This window comes from Citrobacter youngae (assembly GCF_003818115.1).
Classification (GTDB): domain Bacteria; phylum Pseudomonadota; class Gammaproteobacteria; order Enterobacterales; family Enterobacteriaceae; genus Citrobacter; species Citrobacter youngae.
In genome coordinates this window covers 1-13,271 of sequence record NZ_RPOI01000038.1, presented here as the reverse complement: position 1 = coordinate 13,271, position 13,271 = coordinate 1, and the positions used below count along the sequence as shown (strand labels likewise).

Annotated in this window: 11 protein-coding genes; 9 read left to right on the top strand and 2 right to left on the bottom strand. The window is 43.7% G+C overall.

From position 1 onward, the window contains the following. Positions 1-41: 41 nt before the first annotated feature. Both shiA and EHN13_RS24425 read right to left on the bottom strand, forming a co-directional pair. Complete coding sequence (gene shiA / locus EHN13_RS23010; RefSeq protein ID WP_124022139.1) at positions 42-1,358, bottom strand: shikimate transporter; 1,317 nt, start codon at positions 1,356-1,358, stop codon at positions 42-44. 119 nt (positions 1,359-1,477) lie between these two features. Then, complete coding sequence (locus EHN13_RS24425) at positions 1,478-1,708, bottom strand: hypothetical protein (protein ID WP_232034710.1); 231 nt, start codon at positions 1,706-1,708, stop codon at positions 1,478-1,480. A gap of 163 nt (positions 1,709-1,871) precedes the next feature. Between EHN13_RS24425 and EHN13_RS23005 the strand changes: the two genes are divergently transcribed. From EHN13_RS23005 to EHN13_RS22955, 9 genes are all read left to right on the top strand, one after another. Further along, positions 1,872-3,620: a hypothetical protein gene (locus tag EHN13_RS23005; protein WP_124022138.1), complete on the top strand. Its 1,749-nt coding sequence runs from the start codon at positions 1,872-1,874 to the stop codon at positions 3,618-3,620. Positions 3,621-3,697: 77 nt separating this feature from the next. Continuing rightward, the gene (locus EHN13_RS23000) at positions 3,698-7,750 is read left to right on the top strand and encodes an NACHT domain-containing protein (RefSeq protein WP_124022137.1); all 4,053 of its coding nucleotides are present in this window, start codon (positions 3,698-3,700) and stop codon (positions 7,748-7,750) included. Between the two features lie 12 nt (positions 7,751-7,762). Beyond that, entirely contained in the window at positions 7,763-9,367 is a 1,605-nt protein-coding gene (locus tag EHN13_RS22995; RefSeq protein WP_124022136.1) for an LA2681 family HEPN domain-containing protein, read from the top strand. 67 nt (positions 9,368-9,434) lie between these two features. Then, positions 9,435-9,710 (top strand): ash family protein, encoded by a 276-nt coding sequence (locus tag EHN13_RS24505; RefSeq protein WP_338121972.1) that lies wholly within the window; start codon positions 9,435-9,437, stop codon positions 9,708-9,710. A gap of 22 nt (positions 9,711-9,732) precedes the next feature. Further along, positions 9,733-10,200, top strand: coding sequence for a hypothetical protein (locus EHN13_RS24415; protein WP_124022135.1), 468 nt, complete (start codon positions 9,733-9,735; stop codon positions 10,198-10,200). Further along, positions 10,197-10,403 (top strand): helix-turn-helix domain-containing protein, encoded by a 207-nt coding sequence (locus tag EHN13_RS22985; RefSeq protein WP_023187060.1) that lies wholly within the window; start codon positions 10,197-10,199, stop codon positions 10,401-10,403. The genes EHN13_RS24415 and EHN13_RS22985 overlap by 4 nt, the downstream gene beginning before the upstream one ends. Before the next feature lie 347 nt (positions 10,404-10,750). Further along, the gene (locus EHN13_RS22975) at positions 10,751-11,008 is read left to right on the top strand and encodes an AbrB/MazE/SpoVT family DNA-binding domain-containing protein (protein ID WP_079816675.1); all 258 of its coding nucleotides are present in this window, start codon (positions 10,751-10,753) and stop codon (positions 11,006-11,008) included. Further along, complete coding sequence (locus EHN13_RS22970; protein WP_124022134.1) at positions 11,009-11,341, top strand: type II toxin-antitoxin system PemK/MazF family toxin; 333 nt, start codon at positions 11,009-11,011, stop codon at positions 11,339-11,341. An 843-nt stretch (positions 11,342-12,184) separates the two neighbouring features. Continuing rightward, the gene (locus EHN13_RS22955; RefSeq protein WP_124022132.1) at positions 12,185-13,072 is read left to right on the top strand and encodes an integrase domain-containing protein; all 888 of its coding nucleotides are present in this window, start codon (positions 12,185-12,187) and stop codon (positions 13,070-13,072) included. Positions 13,073-13,271: the final 199 nt, after the last annotated feature.

Sequence of the window (13,271 nt, the reverse complement as noted above, 5' to 3'; positions counted from 1 at the left end):
AGGAAGATTATGCGAAGACCGGACGGCCTTCGCACTCAGACTTAACCGTGCTGCTTATCTCTCATCAGCATTGCGGTCACGGCCGAAATAAGGCATCCGGCCATCAGGTAAATGGCAACGCTGTGCCAGTCGCCACCGGAGAAAGTCACTAATGCAGCGGCAATAAAAGGCGTAAAACCACCGCCGACAACGCTGGCAACCTGATAACCCACGCCTGCGCCACTGTAGCGATAGCTTGCGCCAAACAGGCCGGTAAACATAGGCTGCTGTACGCAGACCACCATATCGTGCGCAATGTTGGCCAGCATAATCGCGAAGAACACTATCCAGAAAATGGACTGCGCTTCCAGCGCCATGAAGAATGGGAAGGCGCTCAGCGTACCGACCAGCGCACCGGTAATATAGACGCGCCGACGGCCAAAGCGATCGGCAAGCCAGGCAAAGCAGGGGATGGTCAAACAACTCAGCCCACCAACCAGTAACCCGATATTCAGAAACAATTCGCGCGGCAGCCCCAGGTTCTGCGTGGAGTAGTTGAGAGCAAACGCGGTAACAATGTACATCGTCAGGAGCTCACACAGACGCAGGGCGATAATTTTCAGAAATGCTCCTGGGTGACGGGTGAGCGCCTCGATAACCGGCAGTCGCTTTTTCACCGGTTGAGGGGCCTGTTTTTGCTGTTCGAATTCAGCCGATTCATCCATTCTGTTGCGCATCCACAACGCGCCCAGAACCAGCACAATGCTGAACAGGAACGGAATGCGCCAGCCCCAGCTCAGGAACTGCTCATCGGTTGTTTGCGAGCTAATCAACGAGACCAGCCCCGTAGAGAGCAGTAGCCCGACGCCGTAACCGACCTGAACGCCGCTACTGTAGAAGGCTTTTTTATTTTTCGGCGCGCTTTCGACCGAGAGCAACGCCGCGCCACCCCATTCACCGCCAACGGCGAATCCCTGAACGGCGCGCAGCGTCACCAGTAGCACAGGAGCCCACCAGCCAATGGTGTCAAAAGAGGGAATAATCCCGATCAGCGCAGTGGCAATACCCATCATCCAGACGGTAAGCATCAACATACGTTTGCGGCCCAGGCGATCGCCGAAGTGGCCGAAGATTATCCCGCCTAACGGACGGAACAAAAATCCGACGCCAAAGGTGGCGAATGCGGCAAGTGTTCCCATCGCCGGACTAACCTGCGGGAAAAACTCGCGATTAAAGACCAGCGCGGCGGTGATGCCATAAAGCAGAAAATCATACCAGTCGACCACGGCACCCGCGAAGCTGCCGAGTGCGGCACGTCGGGCACGGTTAAGCGATGAGGTGTCCTGCTGGGGACCCGTGGAGGTGAGGGTGGAATCCATAGTTATCCTGTCTGTACTGTTTTTTAATTATTAGTATTGGAGTTAGGTTACGCACATTGCAGTCGAGGTATAAACGACTGTAATGAGACTACCGCGACAGACGAGAAGATAAAACGATTTTATCCCTTACAAGAGGACAAGATGAAAAATAAGACGATTGAAGAAATTAATAAGCAAAAAGCCCGCTTAAGTTTCCTTAAGCGGGCTTCTCTAAATATGGCTCCTCTGACTGGGATCGCCTTAGCCATTAACTGACTGATTAGTAAGCTAAACCTAAAAATTGGGGTTGTCAAGACCACCAGAATGACCACCTTTTGTACATGGGCATTCTGGTCGAGGAGCCTTGGTATGACATCATGATTGATACGCTTGTGTACTTACTATTGAGCATGTTTTTCTAGGATAATCAGTATGAGAGGTCCATGTGTCGTTGTATTTACTACCTGTCGTTTAGTATCTTTACTTTAACATCCATAGTGTTAGCATGGCCTTGTTTGTCTTAGGAGAATGGTTATGGTCAACAGGAAGTCAAAAAAGAATCGGAATAAGCAACAACGGCAGAAGAAAAACGAAAAGCCCCAACGAAGAGGAAATAGTGAATATTTATTCAACAATACTATACTTCCAACTAATATTCCATTGATTGATTTTTGTTCACTTATTATTGATCAGGTTAAATTAAACCCAGAACTAGAAAATAGCCCAGATTATCATTTTTCCAATATGATTGTTTGTTGGGAAAATAAAGACTATGAATCACACAGGATATCTGCATTTTTATTACTGATGACTATTTATGATGAAGTCCCCTCATATATAATAAGATTGATGACTGAAGAAAATGAATTAATTTTATCTGAGAGGCTATCATTTATTCATTTAGATAACATAAGTGAAGGGCTTAAGCTAGCACATGTTTATTATAAACTAATTGATTGCTTTATACGTACTGGTGCTAAAGGACGTAACTCAACATATTTTAAAACCTTTATGAAGGTAATCATAAATACAAAAGAGAATGCCAATTATCCTTTGCATTATTATGACGATATTTTATTACGGTTTTATGAGTACTATCATCGAGTATTTATTAGAAATGATAATGAGTTGAATAATCTTACACTTTTTATTTATCAATATATTGAGGGCGAAGGAAGTCAGTCATTATATTTCTTCTTATCTTATTTCTGTCTAAATAAAAATGATCAACAAGCGATAGACTATGCTTTAAAGTGTTTGGACTCAAAAAATTATGCAGATGGGGCATCGTATAATGTCTCATTATGTAAGAATACAATAAGAGCAACTATTCGCTGCAATCTTTGGCATGAATATGATAAGTGGATGGACATTTTAGAATCGGCAGTTGGTGGTGATAATGCTGAGTTTTTACAGCTACGGGAGCAAGGTGAATGTGCAATAAATAAAGCACTAGCTCGACATGAACATCCAATAAATCCGACTAATGTAACTCCAATTACCCTAGATTCTGTGAAGACAGAAGAGTTATTGATATTATTATCAATAATTGATGGATGTGGTGGGGACTGGGGAATTGTTGCTACAGAAGAACTTTTACGCTATACGTTTCCATCAAAGGAAATTGCAAATAAGCAGCTAATAAATCTGCTCACTCAGAACATTCTCAAAATTTCAGTTTCTGATTTTTCTTCACTGAAAGATGAAGATTTATATAACTTTGACTCGTTCATCAACATCTGCCGTTTTCACCTAAATGTAATTGGGATAAGTGATACGAAAACTATATCGTTAAAAGTTTTACAAGAAGAGGTTTTGAAGAGAGATGATATAAAAGATAGTATTATCAATCTTTGGCGTAAAATTAATCTAGGGTATTTCTACAATACGCTAGAATATTATCTTTCTAAAATATCTGAGCGATGGGCTCAGGAGTTTTTTCTTAATGAAAATACTAAGCAGAGACTAGAAAATACTATAACCAGTGCTAGGCGATTGTCTTTTTCTGCATATAAGTCGGTGAATTCGACAGTAGGATTTCATGAATTACAAAGTACGGGAACAAAACACACGCAAAATATGCTTTTGCATGAGATAAATAAATATATCAATTTTATTGAGCAAAGTGATGTTGATTATTCAAAACCACGTTATGATAAAATGCCCGTACTGTCAGTAGAAAGGCAGTTATATGATTTATTTAATCTTGAACCGGCGGTTTTGTATAATGAAGTTCCATCTATAGGTATTGTTGAAAACTGTATGTTGCTTGATGAGATTTGATAGTTGTCTATGGATAGTCTAAATAAACTCCATTTCAGTAGTATTATATTTAGATGAAAATAATTGGGGGGTATTACATGTTAAACAGGCAAGTCAGGCAGATTTACCCCCAAGAGGCTAAAGATAGCCAAACTAAGGCATTTGGCGATTATTCGGAGTCTCCTAACATTGTTCTGCTTGGCGATCCTGGTGCTGGAAAAACTTATCTTTTCAAGCAATTTTCGGCATTTCATGGGGCAAACTATCTGACGGTACGACACTTTCTAAGTGGTGTCCCGATAGATAACCAAAAAGCCTTATTTATTGATGCATTAGATGAAAAAAGGAGCAGTCATAACAGTAGCGATGTTATAGATGGCATAGTTCAAAGGCTTTTTTCCCAAACTCCGCAAAAGGTCAGAATCTCCTGTCGATCTCAGGACTGGTTGGGCGAATCAGACCTGTCGGCATTTTTACCCTATTTTGAGCAGACAGGGGGATATGTCGTTTTACATTTGCAGCAGTTATCAAGGGAAGAGCAGACAGCTATTCTGCATGCTCATGGCATAGAGCATCCCGAGAAGTTTCTGGAGGAAGCAGAAAAACACTCTGCTTATGAGTTTCTTCACAACCCACAAAATCTGCTTATGCTGGCTGAGGTTGTCAAAGAAGGAAACTGGCCCCGGACGAGGTCCGAGCTTTTCCACTCAACGACACAGCTTCTTTTAACTGAACATAGTAAAGAACACTCGCGGCAAAATGCGGGAATTTATGCCAGCGACGAGTTAGAACACTCTGCTGGGTCTATTTGCGCGTTGCGTATACTGAGTGATGTTTCCGGGATTTCTCTGCTTCCAAATGATATCCGATCAGAATATCCTAGCTATAGAACCATACCGTTCTTTTCACGTGAAATAGTAAGAGCGACGTTATCCCGACGTGTTTTTTCCGCCGGGGATGAACTTGAGACGGTTGATTACAGCCACAGGACAATTGCCGAGTATTTGGCAGCGAAGTGGTTAGCGAGTATTGTTGAAAAGGGATTACCCTTGGGACGTTTGAGAAGCCTGCTGGGATTTGAAGGTTATCCGTCTTCAGAGTTAAGAGGATTACACGCATGGCTGGCGGTCTTTTTACCACAATACACCAACGTCTTCATTCAGGCCGATCCTTATGGTGTACTGACTTATGGAGATGCGGCTTCGTTATCCACTGTAGATAAACAAAGTTTACTTGTGGCACTGTCTAAACTTTCGGAAAGGGATCCTTGGTTTAGAAATCATGGTTTTTCTTCTAATTTGAATGGCTTTGTGAGCGAGGAGATGGAAGCACACTTGCGCCTGATTATCCATGATCACAAATCGCGATTTTCTCTGCGTATGCTTATTCTCGAATCTCTCTCCGTTACAACCCCAATATTGTCATTGAATCAGGATTTAATTGATATTGTTAAATCTGAGCGTCATTCATATGCCGAGAAGGAAGAAGCGATAACGGCATTGATACACTCGGGCCTGTCAGGTATTAAAGATGTCATCGGAATTTACTCTGAATTGAAAGAGATAAGTCACGATAATATTCGATTGCGTAACCACATTATTCAGTTACTTTATAAAGATTATTTCTCCGCATTAGATGTAGCACAACTATTGATTGATACTTTAAGTATAACTAAGGAACGTTTACCAGTAGGGTCTCTATGGGGAATAATGGATGTTGTTTCTGTCGAAGATATGATGACAATATTTGAATGCCTCTATCAATACCAAAATGAAAATAGAGATAACTGGTATTCATCACCAAGAAATCGCCATGAAGTCCTATATTATATTGAAAGTGGCCTGGTGACTATTCTCAATACGAAAGATCAATATACTGCTGAACAGATATGGATATGTCTGAATGTTCATCACTGGTATAAAGAGCATTATAGTCATTTTGAAAGTAAAACAACTCAGATTGTTCAGTTGCTAAAAGAACGTGATTGGCAGTATGAGGATATTATAGATGCCGCAATATCATCTTTTACTAGATATAATACAGGATATCTGTTTTTACATGAGTTTGGACAAAGTACATTTGGCGTCATTCCTCGTGAGTTTTTATTATCCCGATTCATACACTATTTATCGAGTAAGGAATGTATTCCAGATAAGACGAGCTTTATTTATCGATTAGCATTTCCTGCTCTTTGGAGTTGTGATATGCCGTCACAGCAGGTATTTGAGTTTCTTATTACGTATGGCAAAATGAATAATGAGCTTTTATTTATTTTAAAAGATGCCTTAGTCTGTGATATTGATGATTGGCGGGTAAAGATCAATATCAGCAGAGTAGAAGGTGAGAGAGAAAGACAGGATATTATAGATTCAAATAAAGTGGAGTTTCAGCAATTAAGAGAAGAGATTGTTTCGGGTGAACATTTAGGATGGCTTAGACATATTGCGTATATCTATTATGCGTTATATAGCGATGTAGATGAAAAACTGTTCTGCTTTGAGCGTCTTTCTTCAAGTCTTGGAGATAAAAATGCTATAGATGCCATTTCTGGTCTTGTGGCTTTATTAGGTCGTGCAGATCTCCCGTCTATAGATGATATCAATAACTCATTGATAAAAGGTGAATATTATGAATGGTGGTATGCGATATTGGCGGGAAGTGACGAACTATGGAAACTGGAAGATGACATAACTCTTTGGGATAGTGAGTTATTAAAAATGTTAATAGCATTAGATGCAAGATTATCAATCCATATTAAAGAAGATAATGCTATCACTACATATTCACTGCCATGGAAGAAGTATGTAATTCTTTATCGAGGAGATCTTTTTATAGAAACATATGGTTATATAATAGACTTTTGTATGAAAAATAAGTTTCAGCATATTGTTGCGTTGAGCTTTATTCTACATGAAAAATCCCTACCAGATTATCTCGTCATCCCTTTAGTTATTCACTTCGCTAAAAAATATCCTGATGATATTAATCATACGCAAAGCTTAGTTGAATGGTTGCTGGCACGTCCGCAGATACATAGAGACCTTCTGGAACTGTCTCAACTTATGGTTAATCAACGGAATGTGTTAAATAAAATTAGCTATAATGTTTGGTTAGTATGTTATTATTTTCTGGAACCAGAAAAAGCTTATGAATTATTTGTATCTGAAGCGAAGTCAGATTCAGAAATAATCTGGTTTTTGCGTGAGTTAAGAAGGCAGAGGAAAAATAATAACCAAGAGCTTTCTTTAATTCAATTAGAAACCATCATTAGAGTTTCAGCAATACATTTCCCTAATGCTTATCATCCAATGGATGGGAGTCATGGTTCAAGAAATAGCTGGGATTATGCAGAGTTTATCAGAGCATTGATTAACGAAGTTTCTGCTATTTCTTCATACGATGCCAGTGAAGCACTTGAGCGTTTATTATTGCTGCCTGAATGTGAAAGCTATTGGGATCATCTCTTACATGCCCAAAGCAATCAGAGGATTCGTTATAGAGAGGCACAGTTTCATCATGCGGACTGGAAGCAGGCGGTAAGTACATTGGTGAATGAAACACCTGCCAACGTAATGGATCTTTACTCATTGTTGCTCGATCATATACGGGATATTTCAAATCGAATTACTTACGAAAATACCAATATTTATAAACAATTCTGGAATGAAGACAGTTATGGACGTCCCTTGGCACCGAAACCTGAAGAGAGTTGCCGTAATATTTTTCTGGATTTACTCCGTACCCGGCTTAATCCATTAAAAATAAGCTGTGAACCAGAAGGACACATGGTTTCTGATAAAAGGGCAGATATCATTGTTTCACTACCGGGTATTAAAATACCTATTGAGATAAAGCGTGATTATCACCGTGATGTCTGGACTGCGCTTAACGGACAGTTGGATAAGCTTTATACTAAAAACCCTGATTCTGCTGGTTACGGTATCTATCTGGTTTTTTGGTTTGGTTCTGCTCGACCGAATCCCCTACCTCGTTTGGCTAAAAACATGCCTCAACCTGAAAACGCCAGTTCAATGGAAAATATGCTTAATGAAACTGTACCGGTTGAAAAAAGAGACCGTTTATCAGCGATAGTGATTGATGTCTCCGGTGCGGCTATACCTCTTGTTGAAACGTCGAAATCAACTGTATAAGGAAGATTTATTTTGATAACAAAAGAACTTGTCGATGAAAGTGATTTTATTCGCCAACTGGTAGATATCGGAAAATTTGACGAATCTTATCAACAGTCTATTGCATTCCTGAATAAACTGAAAAGAATAAAAATCAGGAACGATAACTATTTTATAGTATTGGCGAATATTGCGGGTACTCTTGTTGATATAGGGCAGATGCAAAATAATAAATGTGCATCAGAGCTTGGTTGCAACCTGATGGAAGATAACAAAGAAGCATTTATCTCAGTTCTGGGAGAGTGCCTTTACTATTATAATTATGGCAATGCGCTATCTAATCTGGTAAGCATTACTAACCCCAATGACCATACATTCAAATCGATAGAAGAATTAGTTTCTTTAAAAAATATCTACTGGCGTTCTTTTAAGCTATCTTCTGAGGAACAGGAGGAATTTCAGGCTGAACTTTCCGTTAATTTGGCGAATTCGTTAAGAAGTCAATTTCGGCTCAGTGAGTCACTGCGATATTATGATCTTACTAATCGTAAGGGATTGGATATACCACAGGCTTGGGTCAATCGTTCGATGTCACTTATGGTTCTCAATCTTATTTCATCTTCATTCTCAATCAAATTATTAAAAGAAGTGAGAGCCGGATATATTAAAGCATCTGTTTCAAAAAATATTCCACCACAATGGGAATCATTCTATTTAGGTCGCATAGCACAGACTAACGATAAAATCGCAGAATATGCAGTTGATGATGAAACGGACGATCACGATGAAGCACTTACGCAACAAGAGTTCGAAGCGCTAAGCCCATACCGACAGTTTTGTCTTAGAAATCATCTTACTTTATCAGAACATGGCCTGTATTGCCCATGTGTAGGAAGTGCTACAGATGCTCTTGTCATTTCTTCGGGAGGCGGCGTAACAGGTGATTTTATCATTCCCATGGAGATGGCATTAAACCGCCTTAAATCGGAGTTTTCACTCGCACGTCACCTTTATTTTGATTATCTTCATCCACAAAATACCGATTACATTAAGTACGAAAGTCATTTTCTGGAATTGTATAATGACGAAGTTTTAGGGATAGAAATTGAAAAGATCAGGACTGCATTTCGTCTTTGCTTTGGCATTCTTGACAAAATTGCGGTAGCCATATGTGAACTTTATAATCTTTACCCAATAACAAAAAAAGGGACACCTCAGAAGAATATCTACTTCCAGAATTTCTGGCAATTAGATGTTGATAACAGAAGACAATTATTTGAAAAGGTAAAATCACCCGGGCTTCTGGCATTATACAGTATTGCTACCGATCTGAATAAAGATAAGGGCGGGGAGTTAGCCTTCTATAAAGAATGGCGAAATGGTTTGGAGCATAAGTTTTTAGTTGTACATAAAAGTGATAAACCTGAGGATATTTACGAATCTTATCAATTAATCAAAGATATTCTTTTTATCAAAGAAAGTGATTTTATTCGCCATTTTGAGCATTTACTTCAGATAACTCGTTCAGCAATTTTTTCGTTTGCTTTTATGGTCAGGCATGAAGGAATGAAAGAAAAAAAGGAGGGTATTCACTATACGACACGAGAATTACATACCAAAAACTATTCAGCAGATTGAGAGTAAAGTTACTTTATGTGCCGCTTTCGTCGACAGTAACTATTGTGCATATTTATAACAATCTGCGATCTCTATTCCACGACTTCCCCTTGCCGTTTTTGACAGAAAGCGGTATCTTTTACCCGCACCTGCAAAATCAGGTGCCGGGATTGGAACCCTGAAGAATGTTACAGGCGACATACGACGCGCCCCGCGTCTTTTTTTATGTCGTGCGCTCGGCTATACCTCAATGGTGGGCTGGGCGGGGGCACCAAAAGGTGCGCCGGTTGCCTGTAACGCCGGTAGTTCCAACCCCGTTCAGTCCACCACCATGAGATTGGAACCTCTGGTGGTGGGTTTTTAACCCGTTACAGGAGGATGCCTTTATGGCTACGATCCCCACTCAGACACACCCGTCACTTGCTGTTCCCTTTAATGCCACTACGGATTTCACCATACTCGCCAGTCACTGCGAAACCTTTGCCGAAACCCTGATTGAAAGCAACGATCCCGCGTTGAAAATGGCGCTTTGCGGCAGAATCAACACCTGTCTGACGCTGCTGCAACCCACTCTGTTAGAGCCTGTTCCTCCTCATCTGGTTGAAAGTCTAACCGTTGACACGCTGCCTGCCAGTTCTCCCCGTTTCGATCCTGAATGTACTGAGCTTTGTCGTTACTGCCTTGCTATCACGCAAACCCTGTCGGGGCTGGGATTTGCCTCTGAAACGGAGAAGTACCTTAGCTGGCTGCTGTACGACCTGATTAACTACTTCGCTGCGGAAATGAAAGCTCCGCGTTGGCTGCGTACCGCTGGCGGCGTGAAGTTTATTGACGGTGTGGAGATCAAAGCATGATGCAGTCTGACTGGCATCCCGCCGACATTATCGCCGGGCTGAAAAAACGTGGCACTTCGCTGTCAGCGCTTTCGCGTCAGGCAGGGCTGGCATCCTCCACGCTGGCAAATGCGCTTACCCGCCGCTGGCCTAAAGGCGAAAGATTGATTGCTGAAGCGTTAGATGTTGCGCCTGAAAAAATCTGGCCTTCACGCTATCTCTGATGTCCCTACGGCGCAGCCCATATACGGAAGTTGCGCCGCATTTCGTTTATCTGATCCGTCATAATCCTTTGAATCGCAAAAACAGTTTTCTATTATCGGCCTTCTTACCACGAACTAAGCTCCCGCCTGCACGAAATGCTTCATGACCTGAAAGAAGCGCCTGATATATCAGGATGGTCGCCTTTTTACCGGCAATGCTGCCTTTGAAAACTGCCGGATCCGTCCTTCGATGGATTAAGGCTTTCTTCACACATTATTACGCTAAGGAAATCGCAATGAATCTGATGAATAATTGTGCATCGCCTGCCGTAGATGTTATATTAAAATATAATATTCGGAGGTGCTCTATGTATACCACTCGCCTGAAAAAGGTTGGCGGATCCGTCATGCTGGCGGTTCCTCCTGCCGTGCTGAAAACTCTTGGGCTGTCAACCGACAGCGACGTGGGCATGACCATTGATAATGGCTGCCTGATTATTGAACCCCAGAAACGGCCCCGCTATTCGCTTGAGGAACTGCTGGCGCAGTGCGATCCGCACGCCGAAATGAGCGAAGAGGATCGGGAATGGATTGATGCGCCTGCGGTGGGCAAGGAGATCCTGTAAATGGACAGAGGGGAAATCTGGCTTGTTTCACTGGATCCGATTGCCGGTCACGAGCAAAGTGGAAAACGTCCGGTGCTTATCGTATCGAAGGCATCGTTTAACAAGCTGACCCAGCTACCCGTTGTTGTTCCCGTCACCAGCGGTGGAAACTTTGCCCGTGCAGCCGGTTTTACTGTCTCCCTGGACGGCGCGGGAACAAAAACAACGGGCGTTATTCGCTGCGACCAGCCCAGAACAATTGATATGGGTGCCCGGAACGGTAAGCGACTGGAACGCATACCCGATGCTGTCGTGAATGAAGTGCTGGCCCGACTGGAAGCCATTCTGAGCTGATGCTTTTTGTGTAAACTGAACGGGGGCGCTGTCACATACAGCGCCCTCATTTTTTATAATAGCAAGTGATTAAAAAATCCTTTCGCAGGTAAAAACAGTTCTTCCTTTCTGCGCCAGCGGCACTGGCATAGTCTCCCCCTTGCCCTATGCTGTCGTTGACAGTGCCTAAAGCTTCATGACCTGAAAGAAGCGCCTGATTTATCAGGTGGTTGCCTTTTACCGGTGCAGACCTCTGCAAACACCGGGTCGCAGACCACCGCGACGGAGGCCGGAGTTTATACACGATACCGCTTTTACTGCGCCAGCCTGCTGGCCCTGTCTGCACTGCGCCGGAATTCTTCCGACCAACCATTCCGGCTGATATCCGCGTCCTTTACCTGACGGGCTGCGGTCTGCATTGCCGCAAGGCATTTGCTGCCGAGTGACCGTAAAACTGCACCAGAAACGCAACGTTTAAACACTGCACCAGTCCAGTGCGTCACTTTAACCGCGAAGTCGCGGGAAAGTGACGCTCGCAGCCTTTTCGACCTGCACCAGACAACTCAACTGCGCCAGCTACTGGCTGGATTCTGACACTGCCTTTTCAGGCCATTTGACCCATAAGGAGAACATGAACCGATACCGAGGCGGATCAGGACGATCCGGGGGATAACCCGCTAAGGCGGGCGGCTGCTCAGAGAGCACAACCGAAGCCCCACCACACCTCAACGGCTGCCGCCCCGGCGCTCAGGTATCGTTCGCAGCCCCGACAAAAAACAGGGGCTATCGGCCTGTGCGCCGGGGAAAGCTGTATCAGTGTTGGTTTTTGGGATGAGTTTGCGGCATTCATGAAAAGGGGAATGTATGGGAATACTGGAGCAGGAAATGAAGCGGCTGGCGCAGCAGGCGGGTGGCAGCTACAAAACGGTGGATGACCGGATCAGGCTGGCGCAGCGTTTTTGTGAGCGTCTGGTGCTGGCGCAGAATGTGCAGATCCGCCGGGTGGAGCAGCTTAAGGCCCGGCATATTGAAGGCTATATCCGTGAACGGCTGGCGCAGGGTATCACGAAGCGTTCCCTGCAAAACGAGATGGCGGCGGTGCGCTGCATCCTGAAACAGGCCGGTCGTGACAGGCTGGCGCAGAGTGAGCGGCTGAATAACCGCTCGCTGGGATTGTCCGGTGCATCCCGTAGCGGTACGAAACGGGCCATCACGCCGGAGCATTATCGCCATATGCTGGAGACCGCCCGCGCAAAAGATCCGGGGCTGGCGGCAGCGCTGGAACTCTCAAGGCTGATGGGGTTGCGCTCTCAGGAAGCGGTGCAGAGTGCGCAGTCGCTGAAAACGTGGAAACAGGCGCTGGAGCGGGGGGAGTCCCGGCTAACCGTGGTGTTCGGCACCAAAGGCGGCCGCCCGCGTGAAACCGTTATTCTTGATGCTATAGCTGTCAGAAAAGCGCTGGATAATGCTCTGGCTGTGGCAGAAGATCGTCACGGCAGGCTGATCGATAAGCCGGACCTGAAAAGTGCGATGAAATGCTGGCACAGTCAGGCGTCACGTCTCGGGTTAACTGGCGCATATTCTCCGCACTCATTGCGCTATGCCTGGGCGCAGGATGCCATTCGTCATTACCTGGCGCAGGGATTCAGCGAGAAAGAGGCGCTGGCAATGACGGCAATGGATTTAGGCCACGGTGACGGGCGTGGACGGTATGTGGCGCAGGTTTACGGGCGAAGGGTCGAGGCCGATTGATAGCCTCGGGCTTGCAATATGATGGTTATTCATCGTTTTTCACCTGATGATATTTGAGGTCAAATATCATCAGGCTGTTTCCTATAGATTTCTGGTTATTAATAGGTTTTTGAACAAAATTATTTGCCCCAAATAATTTGCGGTGGTTTCCTATTAATCTCAGGTTATCAATCGGTTTTCATACAAAAAATTTTGGATC